This is a genomic window from Candidatus Formimonas warabiya (assembly GCF_002777255.1).
GTDB classification, from domain to species: domain Bacteria; phylum Bacillota; class Dehalobacteriia; order Dehalobacteriales; family Dehalobacteriaceae; genus Formimonas; species Formimonas warabiya.
Map to the genome: position 1 here is coordinate 5,834,844 of NZ_CP017634.1, position 17,042 is coordinate 5,851,885.

Genomic DNA, 17,042 nt, shown 5'->3' on the forward strand with positions numbered 1-17,042 from the left:
GTGATGGCATGAGCTTTCAGGCACTTTTCTACCCCCGCGGGGTGGCCGTGACCGGTTCCGTAACGGCGGGGAAATTGGGACATGTGCTGATGAACCGCTTAATAGAAGGCGGGTTCACCAACATTTATGCCGTAAACCCGAAGGCACAGGGGATGGGCCCCATCCCGGGCTTTGCCTCGATCCGGGAGATTGACGGTGCCGTCGACTTAGTGGTGATCGCTTCACCGGCAGCTACCGTGAAGGATGTATTGACCGACGCCGGTGAGGCCGGGGTGAAAGCAGCGGTTGTGATTACCTCTGGCTTTTCCGAAGCCGGCAACGCAGCCGGTGAGGAAGAGGTAAAACAGGCAGCCCGCCGTTTCGGTATCCGTTTTATTGGGCCGAACTGTGCCGGTCTGGTGAACACCCACAGCAGCCTTTTGGCTACTTTGGAAGCCCGCCCCCCCAAAGGGAATACCGCTTTGGTATCACAAAGCGGGGCCGTGGGCGGTGCGCTCATGTCCTGGGCGGAAGAACAGGGCCTGGGTATTTCCAAATTTGTCAGTTACGGCAACGGCAGTGATTTGAATGAAATAGAATTGCTCAGGTATTTTAAAGATGATGCGGAAACCTCCGTGATTGCTTTATATGTGGAAAATGTCAAAAACGGCCGGGAGTTTATGCAGGTGCTGAAGGAAGTGACCCGGATCAAACCTGTGGTGGTGATTAAGTCGGGACGGACCAATACCGGCCAGCGGGCGGCTCTTTCCCATACCGGTTCTATGGCCGGCTCGGATGCGGTTTATGACGCCGCTTTGCGGGAATGCGGCGCCCTGCGGGTGGAGACCCTGGAAGACATGTTTGATTTGTGCAAGGGTTTTTCCTTCCTTCCTCCCGTTGAGGGCCGGCGGCTGGTCGTTGTGACTAATTCCGGCGGTCCCGGGGTGATGTCCATAGACAAGGCAGACGAGATCGGTTTGGATGCGGGAGAACCCAGCTCTGAATTGAAAAAAGCCCTTCAGGAGTTTCTGCCTCCCCACGCCGGGCTAAAAAACCCCATCGATCTTACCGTGGAAGGTACCGGGGAAGGCTACCGGCGTTCTTTGGCGGAATCGCTGAAGGAATACGATGCGGCAGTGGCCCTCTATATCGGCACCCCCTACTTAGAAGCGATGCCGGTAGCGCAGGGGATTGTTGATGCCGCCCGGGAATCCCAAAAACCCGTCGTCTCTGTCCTTCAGGTAGGCTGCGATGTGGCGGAAAGCGATAATCTCTTGAAGCAGCATCACCTGCCTAACTTTTCTACGGGAGAACGTGCCGTGCGCGTTATTTCCCGCATGGCTGAATATCAAGGGCTCAAATCCCGGCCCGGTTATTTCTCCGACCTTCCCCCTATAAAAGGGAATTTGCCGGGGCAGGGTCCCGTGCTGGAGCCGGATGCCATGGCTCTTTTAAAGGAGAACGGAATTCCTGTTCCTCCGTACCGCTTTGCCGGGGATCGTCACCAGGCCGTGGAAGCATGCCAAAGCCTGGGTTATCCGGTGGTGATGAAGGTGGTATCCCCCCAGATTTTGCATAAATCGGACTTTGGCGGCGTAGTGCTGAATATTGCTGATGATGAAGGGGCGGGAAAGGCTTTTGATCATCTGCGCCAGATCGCTTTGGACCGGGACTTTCGCGGTGTGGTGATTTATCCCATGCTGAAAGGGGGCCGGGAGGTAATCCTTGGCCTGACCCGGGATGTGCAGTTTGGTCCGGTGGTCGCTTTCGGCTTGGGTGGTATTTACACGGAAGTGTTGAAGGACATTGTGCTCCGGGTGGCGCCGGTAGACCGGACCGGGGCGGAAGAAATGATCAGAAGTATCCGCACCTACCCCATTCTGAAAGGAACCAGGGGACAGGAACCGGCTGACCTGGATGCCCTGGCAGAGACCATTGTTAATTTCTCCCGGCTGCCTTTCCTCTACCCGGACATTGCGGAAGCCGATTTGAACCCGGTGTTTGTCTTTCCCCAGGGTGTGTTCGTGGGGGATGTCCGTCTGTTGAGGAAATAACCTGATCAACGACGACGGTGCTTTTGCCAATAAAAACGAAACGTTTAACCTTAATTGACTTTTGATTAGCTCAGGCTAACGGATGCATATTTTCCTTTTCTGTTTTATTGCAAGTCCATATTTGTTAAGGAGGCAAAGAAATAAAGCCTCCTTATTTATTTTTTAAGTAAAATAAGCTAAAATTTTAAAAGCTATTGATATTGTATTAGGAAAATAATGTCGAACGAATTACCGGAATATTAATAGGATATTAATGTTCAGGTAAAAAAACAAAGGTAAGTTAAATTAACGAGAAGTACGAATACACTCTCTTCCATTTTGTTCAGAAAATGTCCAGAATCGGTTGATATGATTAAAAATAAAGAGAAGATATTTAAAAAAATGAGGGTTGATTAAGGGAGGAAAGATTGATGAAATTGAAAGGAAAAATGCTTGTTTTTTTTCTCATACCTGTGCTGGTCGTCTTTTCTGCTGTGGTAGCTTATATGATGCTGAATATGAAAGCCACGGCAGAAAAAAATGTTGCGGAGCTGGCGGAGTCAAAGTCGGGAGAGTATGCTGCCTATATTAAATTGTTTTTGGAACAAAATCTAACCGTGGCTAAAAATTTGGCCGGAACCATAGAGGACATTAGAGCCGGGCAAAATCCGAGCAGGGATGAAGTCATTCAGTTGTTGGAAAGGACACTTTTACATAACAAGGATCTTGTGGGTGTCTGGTGCGCCTTTGAACCGGACGCTTTTGACGGTCAAGATAAAAAATATGTAGATGCCCAATACCATAACAGCACGGGAAGGTTTTATCCTTGTTTCTATAGAGACGGGGATGCTATTGCATGTGAGCCCTTTGCCGTTGACGACATCAAAAATGATTATTATGTCATGCCCCTGACGACGGGAAAAGAAGCTATTATTGAACCGTACCAGGAAAGTTACAACGATCAGGTATCGATCATGGAAACCTCCCTGGCCGTCCCCATCAAATATCACGATCAGGTGATTGGTGTGGCCGGGGTCGATATTAAGCTTGATCAGCTTCAAACCTTTGTAGAAAACTTAAAATTATATCAAACGGGTTATGGAAGGCTGATTTCCGGTACAGGAATGGTCGTCGCTCATCCCGAAAAGGACCGGCTGGGAGAAATCGGCGGTGAATTTAAAGACGGCCAGGGAGGGGATATTTTAAAACGAATTGCCGCGGGAGAAACATTTTCCTCCGTGGAATATGCGGAAGCCATAAAGCAGAATGCCTTTAAAAGTTATGCCCCGGTAACGGTAGGAGAGACCGGCACAACTTGGGCTTTTGGGACAATCATCCCCATCGGAGAAATATATCAGGAATCAAACGATCTGGTCAGAACAATTCTCCTGATCGGCTTATGCGGGTTACTGGTGATCGCTGCAGTCATTTGGATCGCTACAAACAAAATAACGGCGCCCATCGGTCTGCTCACCAGCAGGATTGTAGCTATGGGCAATTATGATTTTACAGGGGATGATCGGAAAACCTACCGTTTGGCCCAGGGAAAAGATGAGATTGGTATCATGTTTAAAGCCTTGGGGAACATGCAGCAAAATGTAGTCGCCTTGCTGAAAAACATCGCCGGACAATCAGAGCAGGTGGCTGCGGCGGCCCAGGAATTAACCGCCACCAGCGAAGAAATGGCTGGCGTATCGGAAGAAATCGCTAAAACCATAGACGGCGTTGCCGCCGGGGCAACCAATCAAGCAAAAGATACGGAACATGGTGTGGAAAGAATGAAAGAACTAGGGGAACTGATTGAAGAAAATCAAAATTACCTGGAAAAAGCTACGCAGGCCGCGGCTGAAATTACCAAAACGACCGGAGAGATTCATCAGGTAATCATGAATACCAACGCAAGTGCCCTCAAGATTGAAAGTGCCAGTCAAATGATTAAGCGGATTGCCGAGCAAACAAATCTCTTGGCCTTAAATGCCGCCATCGAAGCGGCGCGAGCCGGTGAAGCGGGCAAAGGTTTTGCGGTAGTGGCCGAAGAAGTCCGTAAGCTGGCGGAGCAATCCAATCAGTTTACAGGGGAGATCGCCAGGGTCATCCAGGACTTAATGGCAAAAGCAAATTATGCCGTGCAAATTACCCAGGGAGTGGGAGAAATGCTGCAGCACCAGGATGATTCGGATCAAGAATATTTCGGCATAGCAAGCGCTATCGCCAAAACCCAGGAGTCCATCAAGTTATTGCTCGACTCAGGAAGCCTGATGGAAACAAAGAAAAAAGAAATTATGGATATTATTCATGAGCTCTCCATGATTGCCCAGGACAATGCGGCCGCAACCGAAGAGACGTCGGCTTCGGTGGAAGAGCAGACCGCTTCTATGCAGGAAATCGCCCAATCCAGTGATAAACTGGCCCAGTTGGCGGAAATGATGCAACGGGGCATTAGCCGGTTTAAGTATTAGCCATCTGGGCGCTATGCCGACTGTCAGAGAAAATGCTATCCCTTAAATTTGTGAAAACCTCCGGGTTGATCGAGAATAAATCGATCAATCCGGAGGTTTTAATTTTTACTATTTTTTGACTTTCAAGCGCGGGCTGCTCCTATTCAATTCAAGAACCGTCCCTGAATTTCCTGTACCGGTGTTTTTATGAATTACCAAGATTCCCTTGAAGGATATTTAAAAGTAAAAAAGAATAATACTTATATTAAAAGCAAGAGGATGATCATATGAACAGCCAGGATTATTTGAAACTGATGGAGACAATTTTCGATTCCGTCAATGAAGGGATTTTGGTGACGGATCCCAATAAGAAGATCATCTATTATAACAATGAATTGTCTAAATGGGAGAACTTATCCAAGTCCGAGGTGATCGGCAGACATCTGCAGGATGTGTATGATGTCACCGAACAAGAAAGTGATCATATGCTTGTGACAAAGTCAGGAAAACCCATGCTGGAAAAGTATAAACATATCATTCCCAAGAATGGGAAGAAAATTGATATTGTGGCAAATACCATCCCCCTTTTCCAGGATGACAAATTAATCTGTGTCTATTCGGTTTGCCGCAATGTGACACAGATTAAAGAGTTGCTGGAAAAAGCCATTCAACTGCAGGGACAGCTGGGTTCCGAAATCGGAGCAACCAGACAAAATGGAACCCGGTATACTTTTGACTCCATCACCTATTGCAGTGAAACCCTGGGACAATTAATTCTATCGGCAAAAAAAGCGGCAGAAGCTGATTGCCCTGTTTTAGTTTACGGTGAGACCGGAACAGGAAAAGAACTCCTGGTCCAGGGGATTCATAATCACAGCGACCATAGTCCGGAGCCTTTTATTGCCATCAATTGCGCCGCCATTCCCGAAACACTTTTGGAAAGTTCCCTTTTTGGGACAACCAAAGGGGCCTTTACGGGAGCCGTAGACAATCCCGGACTTTTCGAACAGGCGGGAAAAGGCACTGTCTTTCTTGATGAAATAAACTCTATGAGTACATCCCTTCAAGCTAAACTCCTGCGTGTTTTACAGGAAAGATATGTCCGGAGGGTAGGCGGAAAGACGGATACCCCGGTTAATTGCCGAATTATTAGTTCCAGCAATGTTGACCCCTGGGAATGCATCAGCCGGGGCGAGCTGAGAAAGGACTTATTTTACCGGCTGGCCGTCATTTCTTTATACGTGCCTCCTTTGCGGGACCGGCAAGAAGATATCGAAACCTTAATCGATCATTTTTTAAAAAAGTTTCAAAAAATCTATGGCCGGGGGAGCATTAAGATTTCCCCGGAAATGAAAAACTTTCTCCTGAAATATCAATGGCCGGGAAATGTCAGGGAACTGGAACATGTGATTGAAAGCGCAATCACCATGTTAGGGGAAGACCAAATCATCAAAACGGATCACCTGCCTCAATACCTGAAAATGAAACTGACTCAATTAGATATGGGCATCCAGGAGATTACTCCGAAAGAACCGGGAACATTGTCCCACATTTTGACGGAAGTGGAACACCAGGCAATTATGGAAACCTTAAAAAGGCATCAAGGCAATATCACAAAGGCAGCATCGGCATTGGGTATTTCTCGGCAAAATATGCAGTATCGCATGCGGAAATTTGGCATTAAAGCATAAAAAATATTATTGGCAATATATTTCCGGTAGTAGCTTCTGCAACAGGTCGAGCGCAACTCCTTTAACCGCATCTTTTTTGTAGACCATTTCAAATTCCACAGGGGATGTTTTTTCTATCAGTTGGGACAGCTTTTGGCAAAATTCTTTCCTTAGGCTGTGATCAAGGGGACGGTTGATAAAGATTTTTTCGATCTCAGGAAGCCGTAATACTTTTGAGGAAATCGCACCCATGACGATGGAAGCATCGTTTATTCTCTTCATTTTTTCATCAAAGATAATGCCCATCGCCACATTAATCATAGCGATTGTCACCGCAGTCCGGCTACCCAGTTTGACAAAGGCACTGCGAAAAGACGGTTGGGGAAGCGGAATTTTGATAGTGACAATAGCCTCGTTATAGTGGAAATTTGTTTTTCGTGGTCCTTGGATAATTTCATCTATGGTATAGTCTTTTATATTTCCCAGGGTATCCATGACAGATACGGAGGCATTCAGCATTGCCAGTACCGGTAAAGAATCTCCGGCCGGGGAAGCATTACCAATATTTCCCCCCAGTGTGGCCCGGTTGCGAATTTGGTTGGATCCAACCTGAGCAGCAGCATCCCTTAGACAGGGAAAGTACTGGTTGATGAAGCCGTTTTCTTTGATCTCTGTGAATGTTGTCATAGCTCCAATCCTAATGAAATCATTCTCTTGTTTGATAAAAGACAATTCTCTTACACCGGACAGATCAATGATCAGATCGGGATCGATCCTTCGTTCGTTCAGGGAGATGATTAAATCTGTTCCTCCCGCCAGCACCTTGCTCTTTGGTGTTGCCAGATGAAGTGCCGCTGCCAGTTCATTCAGATTATTTGGTGTACATACTTGTGTCTGATTCATTTTTTCCCTCCTTCAAAGGTCAGGGGACACACCTTCATATCAGGCATTCTTCTCCCGCAGAGAAATGTCCCCAATTTATGCGGTTAATATGATCATATCATATTTTCATAATGCAAAATACATGCCAACAAAAGGATATTTCTCATCCCGCCCAAAATGCTCTGAAGAGCTAACCATACGCACAAAGGGCTAAAATAAAGATCTCTTTCCCGGTGGCAAAATTTTATCAAGTCCGGCAAAAATTTTTCACCCCCAAGTCGCCAGAAAAATCAAAAAACAAGGGCAAAAAATGCAAAAAAAATTAGCATGCAAAGAATATTGGCGTACCCTAAAAAACCGTAATTTCTTATAAAGTGAGACGAAACGCAAAAATAATTTGCCTTTAGGAAAAAAGCAAAAGGACAAAATATGTTAAATAGCATCAATCTCAAGATTGGTACGTAATTTGCATAGAAAAATTTTCTACAGTTCCTAAACGCAATATTTGTGCGTCAAAGTAAAATCCAGTAGATGCTTTTAAACACAGATCTTGTCTGAAAAATGAAGCAGGTTATTTTTACAAAATGTCGAAGTATACTGGACTGATATAAAACGGTTGCTCTATTTTGCAAGAAGGAGAGGATACATTGAGTTTTATTTCCTGTATCCCCAATAATACGGATGCAATAATTCAATATACGCAAAGTCATTTTGATACTTTTATGGGTACCGGTGGGCTCTTCGCCGTTAAAGTTAACTTTGATCTTCTTATTGAAGTTCAGTGCTTTCCGGGTAACTGGTCATGAGAGAAGCCTTCTTGGTTGTATTTGGTTTGCGGCCTATACGTTACCAATTCCGGGGCTTCTTATCTATTTCTTTCACTTATTGAGTGAGCGTTTATCAATCTTGGAACCTATTCATTAAAAGTATTCAGGCGATACCCCCATGGATATGAGAACCATGATAGGTTCCTACGGAGCCGCTGAAGGAATCTTAGGATTTGTGATAAGTTCATAGAGATGACCCAGCCTTTCAGAGACGTGGTGAATACGGATCCAGGGGTCTTGGCTGCAGAAGCTATCAGGCAGGCAGGTCCTGGGGCACATTTATAAAATGCCAAAGGAGGGGGTGCAAGGGAGGCTTGGCTATTGATGGTGCAGGGGTAAAACGTTTTAGAAAGTAAAAAAGAGGAGGGTAAACATGTATAAAAGACTTAGCGTTTTGTTGGTTATTGTCTTGGCAGCAGGTTTAATGTTGTCCGCTTGCGGAACAAAAGAACCGGCGGAAGAGCAGACTGGGCAGACGGAGCAGACGGAGCAGACTAAATATGGTGGTACTCTGCGGAATGCGTATTTTGCACCCACCAACATGGACCCGGCTTTTTATTCCACCGTTCCTGACGAACACATAGGACGGCAGATCTATGATTTTTTGGTGTTTATTGACGAGAAAAGCCAACCTGATTTGACGCGCAGTTTGGCAGAGAAATGGGGCGCGGACGAGACTGGGAAGGTTTGGACATTCAACCTGCGCAAGGGCGTTAAATTCCATGATGGCAAGGAATTTACCTCAAAGGATGTAAAGTTTACCTTTGACCGTCTGCGTGATCCCAAGGTGGGTGCGGCTACGGTACAAATCTACTCAAACATCGTGGATATCTCAGCAACCGACGACTATACCGTGGTGTTCACATTGAAGAATCCCAACCCCGATTTTCTGAAGGATTTGGCTGACTATCATGCTGTAGTTGTGGACGCCGACAACAAAGATTTTAAAACGAATTTTAACGGCACAGGTCCTTTTATGGTCGAGAGCTATATTCCTGAAGACCGCATCACCTTTAAGAAGAATCCCAACTATTGGATGAAAGACGCGGACGGTAACCCGCTTCCCTATTTGGACGGTATGGAGTTTCTCTTTTTGAGTGATCCCTCCGCACAGATCGAAGCGCTCAGGAGCGGCCAGGTGGATTACCTCTTCTATCTGCCTGCCGAGGCTGTGCCGACCCTGGAGGGGAACCCGGACGTTGTGGTCTATCAGAGTCCGTCCAATTTAACCTATGTCATTCATATGCGGTGCGATCAGGGTCCGGCCAAAGACGCCCGTGTGCGCCAGGCCCTTAAGTTAGGCACCGACCGTAAAGCCATCATGGACGGCGCCATTGGCGGTTTGGGCGTAACGGGCCGGGATACGCCTATTGGTCCGAGTTACAGTGAGTTTTATCTTGACGTGCCCGAGCCTCAGCGGGATGTGGCAAAAGCGAAACAACTTTTGGCTGATGCCGGCTACGCCAATGGCCTTAAGATCACCCTGTATACCCAGGAAGCATCTCCCGTACCTGCGATTGCCACAATCTGGAAGGAACAGATGGCTGAGATTGGCGTTGATGTAGAGATCCAGATGGTCCCCTCAGAAGTATATTATGGTTCCGACAACATGTGGCTGAATGTAGACTTTGGCATCACGGATTGGGGCTCCAGAGCATATCCTCAGCCCTATCTGGACCTGGCCTATGTGAGCAGCGCTCAATGGAACGAAAGCCACTGGTCCGATGCGGAGCTGGACAAATTGGCCGCAGAGGCGGCCAAAGAAATGGATCCGGCCAAGCGTGTCGACTTATACCATCAAATCCAGCAGATCTTTATGGACCGCGGTCCGATTATTTTACCCTTCTTCAAAAACAACATGTGGGCCGCAAGTGCTAAACTGAAAGGACTCCAGCCTACCGCTTATGTGGGCACAGCCCTGGATCTGCGTACCGTCTATTTTGAGAAGTAAGAACTTGCTTTAAAGCAGTCGTGCAAGTGTAAACAGAATGCCCCTTTGTTAATCATGTAAAGGGGACCTAAGAAAAGGTTTTGGCGGGTACCCGGTACTCGCCAAACCTCCTTCTTGGGCATATCTGTAGGAGGTAGCGAATGGCACAGATGGAAACGATCCCAAAACAGAAGTTATCCAAGCCTTCCAAGTTATTCCTTGTGGGAAAATGGTTACGGCGTCATCCCACAACCTTCATTGGCATTGCCATTGTCTTATTCTTTCTCTTATTGGCCGTTATTGGCCCGTATATTGCCCCCTACAGTTTTTCCGCGCAAAGTCTGGGGGAAAAGCTGCAGCCACCTTCAGAAAAGCATTTTTTCGGGACAGATCAATTTGGTCGTGACATTTATAGCCGCATCCTGGTGGGCAGTCGCGACGTATTTATGGTAGCAGGGTTAGGAACCGTGTTAGCGGTTTTTCTCGGCTTGTTAGTGGGTCTCTTTTCCGGTTATCGGGGGGGGATGATAGATGAAATTGTCATGCGCTGTATGGATGTGATCTTATCTATTCCCGCCTTGCTTTTGGCCATGGTGATCCTGTTTTCCCTGGGACCATCCCGGGTCAACGTGATCCTGGTGGTGGGCTTTCTGTATATTCCCATGGTAGCGCGGGTGGTACGCAGCGTGGTGTTAGATCTCAAGACAAGACAATTCATTGAAGCGGCCAAGCTCAGAGGTGAGAGCAGCGCCTATATTTTGTTTAAGGAGATCCTGCCCAACGTACTGCCGTATCTCGCGGTGGAAGCCTCGATGCGTTTTTCTTATGCTATTTTTTTGGTTGCCTCGCTGGGTTTTCTAGGGTTGGGCGTGCAGCCACCGCGTCCTGACTGGGGATTGATGGTGGGTGAGGCGCGGCAATGGTTTCATCAGGCGCGCTGGGTATTGTATTTCCCGGCCGGCACCATTGCCTTGTTGGTAGTGGGTGTAGGCTTTATGAGTGATGGACTGCGTAATATGCTACTACCGGGTGGGGTGAGCGATGATTAATAAAACAATACAGGAAAAAGACATGCAAGTTAAAAATACAGCCGTCCTTCAAGTACAGGATTTAACAGTAACATATGACACGAAAGCGGGACCGCTGGACACAGTGAGAAATATTTCTCTCAAGATTCATGCCGGAGAAATTTACGGGTTGGTTGGTGAGTCCGGATCGGGTAAATCAACCCTGGCGAGGGGTATTGTACGCTACCTGCCTTCAAACGGCCGGATCAGCAGTGGTACGGTGCTGCTATCCGATATGGATCTGATGAAACTGCCTGCCGCCGAAATGAGGCGGATTTGGGGCGCTAAGATTACCATGGTGCACCAGGACCCGGGAGCAGCGGTTAATCCCTCTCTGCCCGTGGGCGAGCAGATTGCGGAAGTTGCCCGCGTACACCTGCACCTGTCCAAGGCAGAAGCCAGAGACAAGGCCGTGGACATGCTGACCAAAGTGCGCATGCCCGACCCGGAGTCGGTAATGAAGCGTTACGCGCATCAGTTAAGCGGCGGCATGCTGCAGCGTATATTGATTGCCACAGCCATGGTGACAAGCCCGCAACTGATCATCATGGACGAGCCAACCACAGCCCTGGACGTGACCACAGAAGCGGTCATCTTGGATTTGATCAACGAACTCATGAAAGATTTTAACACCTCGATCCTCTATATCACCCATAACCTGGGTGTCGTAGCCCGGATGTGTGACCGGGTAGGGGTCATGTATGCCGGGGAATTAATGGAAGAAGGCACCATCCGCCAGGTCTTTAAAAACAAACTCCATCCCTACACCCGTGGGCTGCTGGGCTGTGTGCCCCGGATCGAAGCCAGCAAACGTGACGTCAGCTTAAGTTCCATCCCCGGTTTTATCCCGCGGCCGGATCAACTGCCCACCGGCTGTATCTTTGCCCCCCGGTGCAGTTTAGCCGAGGAGGCGTGCCAGGTCTGCCGTCCCCCCAGGGTAGAAGCAGGGACAGAGCATTTCACGGCCTGCCGCCGGTGGGAAGAACTGCAGCTGAAACCAGAGCTATTTATGAATGGCCAGCAAAGCAGGGAAGGGTCAGAGCGAAAAGAAGGTCCTTTGGTACTCGAGGCACGCAATATGAAGAAGTATTTTCCGGTTTCAGGAGGATTATCTTCTCTTTGGCGGCGGGGGCCAACAGATGTAAAAGCTGTGGACGACATATCCATTCGGGTACGGGGCGGTTTTACCATGGGAATCGTAGGCGAGAGCGGCTGTGGCAAGACCACCTTTGCCCGCTGTATTAGCGGACTTGAAGAGGCAACCTCCGGCGAGATCATGCTGGAAGGGCAGCGTCTGCCCAAGGCCCTGCTAAAAAGATTGCCCTCTCAGCTGAAAAAAATTCAAATGGTATTCCAGAACCCGGATGCGTCCCTGAATCCCCAACACCCCGTGGGAGAGAGTGTGGCCCGTCCGCTGATTTTGTTAGGTAAATTATCCCCAAAAGAAGTTCAAGAACGATTACTTGAACTCTTTAGGGCAGTTAACCTTCCTGAGGATTATATGCGCCGGTTACCCCACGAATTGAGCGGTGGTGAAAAACAGCGCGTAGCGATCGCCCGGGCTTTTGCGTCGGACCCCACGCTGATGATTTGTGACGAGCCCATCGCTTCTTTAGACGTATCTGTGCAGGCGGCCTTAATGAACATGTTGGTAAAACTGCAGGAGTCCAAGGGAACGTCCTATTTATTCATCTCACATGATTTGGCGGCAGTACGCTATCTATCTGATTGGATCGCGGTAGTATATCTGGGCCGACTTTGGGAAGTGGGTTCGGCGGAAGATGTATTTATGCCGCCCTGTCACCCCTATACGGAGGCGCTGCTTTCCGCCATTCCGATTCCGGATCCCGATTTACAGCAAGAACGGATTCGCTTGCTGGGCAGCGTACCCAGCGCGGTCAACATCCCGCCCGGGTGCCGTTTTCACACCCGCTGTCCCCGAAAACTGGGCAAAATCTGCGAAGAGCAAGAGCCATCCTGGCAGGAGGTAAACGAATTCCACAGCATCTGCTGCCACATACCGCTGGATGAATTAAAAATTCTGCAAGGTGCGGGAAGTATCCGGCAGGCAGATAATCCAGGGGAGGTGAGCAGATGTTAATCTATATATTACGCCGTCTCGGTTTCATAATTCTAACCATGTTCCTGGCTTCCCTGATCATCTTCTCCGTAACCCAGCTGCTGCCGGGGGATGTGGCCCAGGTAGTGCTGGGACAGTTTGCGACTCAAACAGCGCTAGACAACTTGCGGGAAGAACTAGGCCTTAACCTTCCCCTTCATACCCAGTACTTAAATTGGATCACCCACTTCGTGCAAGGAGACTGGGGCAATTCACTGACCAGCCGGATGCCGGTACGCCCCATGATCATGGCCAGACTGTACAACTCGGCCATGTTGGCGGGTGTGGCGCTCGTAATCTATGTGCCGCTGGGGATACTGCTGGGCGTCATCGCGGCTTTACACCGCAACAAATTACTAGATAAAATCATTTCCGGAGTATCCATGGCCTTTGTGGGACTGCCCGAGTTTGTCACCGGTCTCTTGCTGATCACCTTTTTGGCCATAGGGCTGGGGTGGTTTCCGGGTAATTCGTCAATTAATCCGGAGTCCACATTCCGGGAAGCCTTTTATTACCTGATCCTGCCGGCGATCACCGTCAGTCTGACCAGCCTTGGATATGTAGCGCGCATGACTCGTTCCGGGACGATAGATGTACTCAGGACCGACTATGTGCGGGCGGCCTATCTCAAAGGCTTATCCCGGGGGCACGTGCTGATCCGGCATGTTTTACGCAACGCACTTTTACCCACCGTTACGGTTGTCGCCATGGGAATCGGTTGGCTGCTGGGAGGCCTGATTGTCACCGAATCGGTATTCGGCTATCCGGGAATGGGGCGGTTGCTGGTATACGCCATCCAGCGGCGTGACCTGCCTTTGATTCAAGCCGGCAGTATGATTATTGTCATGATCTATTCCCTTTCCAACCTGGGGGCAGATATTCTATATAGCTATTTGAATCCCCGCATTCGCGTCAGAAAGTAAAAAAACAAATTTATGGGCGTTTATCGCCCTTTTTTTGTTGTCCTTTTTTTTCTGATGATTATTGGCATAAAAATTGCATAAAAAATTATTATCTCAGCGGGGCCCGGAGAACAAAAAATGGGAGGGAGTTTATGACTTATCCAAATAGAGATGTGGAAATTAGAGAAATTCATACCCGGAAAGATCACAAATGCTATGGTATGGGATTAGGGATCATGCTTCTGGATGATCCTTATCCGGGGTTCCCCGGCGATGTTAGAAACGCCAGTGCTTATTCCTTCCCCATTCAATATGAGATTATTGAGGGAGTCGACAACAAAGAAATCGCCTGGACGGATAACCCAAGTGCTTGTTTGGAACCAACTATAAAAGCTGCAAAGAAATTAGAAAAATTGGGCTGCCGTGCAATTGCGGCGGAATGCGGCTATTTTGCATTTTTTCAAAAAGAAGTAGCAGAAGTGATCAATGTTCCTGTGTTTATGTCAAGTTTGTTACAGGTTCCCCTTATTCAGCAGGTGATTGGGCCCAATAAAAATGTCGGTATCGTCTGCGCCCATAAAAAGTCTCTTTCTGATCAGCATTTGGCGAATGTGGGCGTAGTGCCAGGCAGCAATTATATTGTAGCCGGGGCACAAGATGAATATGAATGTCCTGAGTTCGACAAGCTATGGGGGTTTGCCCCCCGTCATTTTTCTGAAGCGGGATGCAATTATGAAAAGGCTGAAGAGCAAATAGTGAGAGTATGCCGGGATTTTTATTGTTCCAACCCCAGTATAGGTGCTATCATGCTTGAATGCACAGGATTCCAGGTTTTTGCCCGGGCCATTCAACGTGCTGTTGACCTTCCGGTGTTTAGTTGGGGAACTTTGCTGGATTATGCTTTTTCTGTGGTTGCGCATCGCGATTATTATGGTCACGTGTAAAAGCGAAGAAAAAGGAAGGTGTATGAATGGAACTAAACCTAACATCTTACGAACAGGATATGCTTGAGGGAAAGCATGGGCGTATTAAGCAAATTGCTATGGAAAAAATCTGTCGTTACGCCAATGTTTTAGGGGCCACAGAACTTTGCACCGTGACTATGGCTACTTTGTATTGCGGTGCACATAATTATTTAGAAGTTTTAGGTAGTGATGATGTTGTCGAAACGTTTTCAGTGATGAGTATGGGTGCAGAAAAAGATTTGCGTCTGGACCAGTTTAGCTCTGTTTGCCAATGTCAAAGCTGTGTTGAACCTTTCGATAATTTGCGTTGCCGGGAATTGCAAATCAGCACTGCCTTAAAAGAAAAAAATGAAAGATATATGCAGTACTTTTTAGATGCTGGCGTAATGCGCGTCACAACTTGTGCTCCTTACTTAACAGGCTGGGTACCCGTGAGAGGTCAACATTTTGTTACCAGTGAATCTTCCAACGTGTTGCTATGCAATTCTTTATTTGGCGCTTGCGGCAATCCGGACGGTATTGAGGCTGGATTTTGGGCGGCGGCTTGCGGACGTATTCCCAAGTGGGGTAAGCACGATCCTGCCAATCGGTTAGGCACCTGTCTTGTGAAGATCAATATACCGATTGAGAGCTCTTTTGATTGGGATTTGCTTGGCTATACCATTGGTAAAACCGTACCTTCAGGTTCAGTGCCGGTTTTAGAAGGGGAGTTCATCTTGCCCAACATGCTGAAATTCAAGCAACTAGCGGCCTCTCTTGCCGTTGTTAGTGATGTGGATATGTGTCACATTGTGGGTTTGACTCCGGAAGCTGCTACTTGTGAAATGGCTTTTGGCGGTAAAGAACCCCAAGCCGTTTATCAAATTAATGAGGATGATATGGACAGATGCCGACGTATGTTATGCAATGATACTCCCGGTAAAGTAAAATACATAAGTTTAGGTTGCCCACACTATTCTTTAGCGGAAATTAAAGAAGTTGTTGATTATTTGGGTCAGAGGAAATTTGCCAAAGGTATAGTTTTTCAAATTTGGACCGCCTACTCTATTAGGGAATTAGCCAACCGTTGCGGTTATACGAAAATTATTCAGGAGGCGGGCGGGGATATTTATGCAGGGCATTGTCCATTTGGTGTTTTTGAAAATGAGAAGAGTAAAAAGAAAATTTTAGATGGCGCCGAGGGAGTTGCCTTTGATGCTGCTAAGATGGCCTCTGGCTTACCTGCCAATTATGATGCGGGCATTAAAACTTACTATGGCTCTAAATATCAATGTATTGATGCTGCTGTAAACGGATATTGGGAGGTGAAGTAGATGACCAGGACGTTGGTAAAAGTTCTGCACGGACGGTCTCTCAATGGTGGCGTTGCTGAAGGATATGCGATGCTTTGTCCTAATAGCATTGCCGGTTGGGCGGGAGTTGACGAAAAAACAGGTACGATTATTGAACGGGGACATGTACACGAAGGGGAGAGCATTAAAGACCGCATTTTAGTGATGTCCGGCAGTAAAGGTTCTGTGGGCTGGTCCTGCCATTTTTATGCTACTAAGATATCCGGCACTGCTGCAGCCGGTTGGATATTAAAAAAAATAGATTCGCGTATTGGTGTTGCCATGGTTATGCTGGGCGCTCCTGCTGTTTGTGACCTTGAGGAAGATCCTTTTGCAGCAGTGCAAGATAATGACTGGGTGAAAATTGATCAGGGCACTGTGGAAATTTGGCGGTAGCAGATTCCCCAAGAGTTTAAAGAACCTGGGAGAAGGTACAGAAATTAAAATGGAAAAGGAGTAATTAGCGATGGGAAAAAAGATTTTTAATCTAAATGGTGACAATACCGGTTATATCTCTGATGCAACGGTACATAACGGGGTAGCTTATTTAGCCGGTCAAATGAGTATTGATCCTGTGACAGACGAATTAAAGCCAGGCACGATGAAAGAAGAAGCAACCCTAGCATTAGATAATTTACTTAAGGTGGTGAAGGGATTAGGAGCTGCCATAGAAGACGTTTTATTTGTCAATGTCTATATTACCGACATGAAGGAGTTCCCTGAGTTTAATCAGGTTTACACAGGGATTTTTAAAGAGAATCCACCTGCCCGTGCTACCTTGTGTGTAAAAGAGCTATATGGAGGATTGAAGATAGAAATCACCGCTATTGTTGCTGTAGATAAGTAAAGGTAAAAATAACCTGCCCAATAATTATGCATGTGCCTAATTATTAGGCAGG

Annotated in this window: 12 protein-coding genes; 11 read left to right on the plus strand and 1 reads right to left on the minus strand. The window is 47.5% G+C overall.

Going from position 1 to position 17,042, the window contains the following annotated elements; genetic code table 11:
- Positions 1 to 8 precede the first annotated feature (8 nt).
- The 3 genes from DCMF_RS26305 (at position 9) to DCMF_RS26315 (ending at position 6,141) form a co-directional block, all read left to right on the plus strand.
- The gene (locus DCMF_RS26305) at positions 9 to 2,033 is read left to right on the plus strand and encodes an acetate--CoA ligase family protein (protein ID WP_148137189.1); all 2,025 of its coding nucleotides are present in this window, start codon (positions 9 to 11) and stop codon (positions 2,031 to 2,033) included.
- Between the two features lie 410 nt (positions 2,034 to 2,443).
- Entirely contained in the window at positions 2,444 to 4,471 is a 2,028-nt protein-coding gene (locus tag DCMF_RS26310) for a methyl-accepting chemotaxis protein (RefSeq protein ID WP_148137190.1), read from the plus strand.
- Positions 4,472 to 4,737: 266 nt separating this feature from the next.
- Positions 4,738 to 6,141 (plus strand): sigma-54 interaction domain-containing protein, encoded by a 1,404-nt coding sequence (locus DCMF_RS26315; protein WP_148137191.1) that lies wholly within the window; start codon positions 4,738 to 4,740, stop codon positions 6,139 to 6,141.
- A 6-nt stretch (positions 6,142 to 6,147) separates the two neighbouring features.
- On the opposite strand, the gene DCMF_RS26320 is transcribed toward DCMF_RS26315, so the two are convergent.
- A complete protein-coding gene (locus tag DCMF_RS26320) occupies positions 6,148 to 7,023 on the minus strand; it encodes an FAD binding domain-containing protein (RefSeq protein ID WP_148137192.1) in 876 nt (291 codons plus the stop codon).
- Positions 7,024 to 8,202: 1,179 nt separating this feature from the next.
- On the opposite strand from DCMF_RS26320, the gene DCMF_RS26325 reads away from it, so the two are divergent.
- From DCMF_RS26325 to DCMF_RS26360, 8 genes are all read left to right on the plus strand, one after another.
- Positions 8,203 to 9,780, plus strand: coding sequence for an ABC transporter substrate-binding protein (locus tag DCMF_RS26325; RefSeq protein ID WP_148137193.1), 1,578 nt, complete (start codon positions 8,203 to 8,205; stop codon positions 9,778 to 9,780).
- A 140-nt stretch (positions 9,781 to 9,920) separates the two neighbouring features.
- Complete coding sequence (locus tag DCMF_RS26330) at positions 9,921 to 10,808, plus strand: ABC transporter permease (RefSeq protein WP_148137194.1); 888 nt, start codon at positions 9,921 to 9,923, stop codon at positions 10,806 to 10,808.
- A complete protein-coding gene (locus DCMF_RS26335) occupies positions 10,801 to 12,927 on the plus strand; it encodes an ABC transporter ATP-binding protein (RefSeq protein ID WP_148137195.1) in 2,127 nt (708 codons plus the stop codon). The genes DCMF_RS26330 and DCMF_RS26335 overlap by 8 nt, the downstream gene beginning before the upstream one ends.
- The gene (locus tag DCMF_RS26340; RefSeq protein WP_148137196.1) at positions 12,921 to 13,868 is read left to right on the plus strand and encodes an ABC transporter permease; all 948 of its coding nucleotides are present in this window, start codon (positions 12,921 to 12,923) and stop codon (positions 13,866 to 13,868) included. Before DCMF_RS26335 ends, DCMF_RS26340 begins: the two co-directional genes overlap by 7 nt.
- Positions 13,869 to 13,999: 131 nt before the next feature.
- On the plus strand, positions 14,000 to 14,791 hold the full coding sequence (locus DCMF_RS26345; protein ID WP_148137197.1) for an aspartate/glutamate racemase family protein: 792 nt from the start codon (positions 14,000 to 14,002) through the stop codon (positions 14,789 to 14,791).
- A gap of 26 nt (positions 14,792 to 14,817) precedes the next feature.
- A complete protein-coding gene (locus tag DCMF_RS26350) occupies positions 14,818 to 16,125 on the plus strand; it encodes an aconitase X (RefSeq protein ID WP_148137198.1) in 1,308 nt (435 codons plus the stop codon).
- Complete coding sequence (locus tag DCMF_RS26355) at positions 16,126 to 16,539, plus strand: aconitase X swivel domain-containing protein (RefSeq protein ID WP_148137199.1); 414 nt, start codon at positions 16,126 to 16,128, stop codon at positions 16,537 to 16,539.
- A 70-nt stretch (positions 16,540 to 16,609) separates the two neighbouring features.
- Entirely contained in the window at positions 16,610 to 16,990 is a 381-nt protein-coding gene (locus DCMF_RS26360) for a RidA family protein (RefSeq protein WP_148137200.1), read from the plus strand.
- Positions 16,991 to 17,042: the final 52 nt, after the last annotated feature.

Bases quoted from the DNA above. Each gene is read 5' to 3' on its own strand.
- DCMF_RS26305 (WP_148137189.1), top strand. From the start codon at position 9: ATGAGCTTTCAGGCACTTTTCTACCCCCGCGGGGTGGCCGTGACCGGT.
- DCMF_RS26310 (WP_148137190.1), top strand. From the start codon at position 2,444: ATGAAATTGAAAGGAAAAATGCTTGTTTTTTTTCTCATACCTGTGCTG.
- DCMF_RS26315 (WP_148137191.1), top strand. From the start codon at position 4,738: ATGAACAGCCAGGATTATTTGAAACTGATGGAGACAATTTTCGATTCC.
- DCMF_RS26320 (WP_148137192.1), bottom strand. From the start codon at position 7,023: ATGAATCAGACACAAGTATGTACACCAAATAATCTGAATGAACTGGCA.
- DCMF_RS26325 (WP_148137193.1), top strand. From the start codon at position 8,203: ATGTATAAAAGACTTAGCGTTTTGTTGGTTATTGTCTTGGCAGCAGGT.
- DCMF_RS26330 (WP_148137194.1), top strand. From the start codon at position 9,921: ATGGCACAGATGGAAACGATCCCAAAACAGAAGTTATCCAAGCCTTCC.
- DCMF_RS26335 (WP_148137195.1), top strand. From the start codon at position 10,801: ATGATTAATAAAACAATACAGGAAAAAGACATGCAAGTTAAAAATACA.
- DCMF_RS26340 (WP_148137196.1), top strand. From the start codon at position 12,921: ATGTTAATCTATATATTACGCCGTCTCGGTTTCATAATTCTAACCATG.
- DCMF_RS26345 (WP_148137197.1), top strand. From the start codon at position 14,000: ATGACTTATCCAAATAGAGATGTGGAAATTAGAGAAATTCATACCCGG.
- DCMF_RS26350 (WP_148137198.1), top strand. From the start codon at position 14,818: ATGGAACTAAACCTAACATCTTACGAACAGGATATGCTTGAGGGAAAG.
- DCMF_RS26355 (WP_148137199.1), top strand. From the start codon at position 16,126: ATGACCAGGACGTTGGTAAAAGTTCTGCACGGACGGTCTCTCAATGGT.
- DCMF_RS26360 (WP_148137200.1), top strand. From the start codon at position 16,610: ATGGGAAAAAAGATTTTTAATCTAAATGGTGACAATACCGGTTATATC.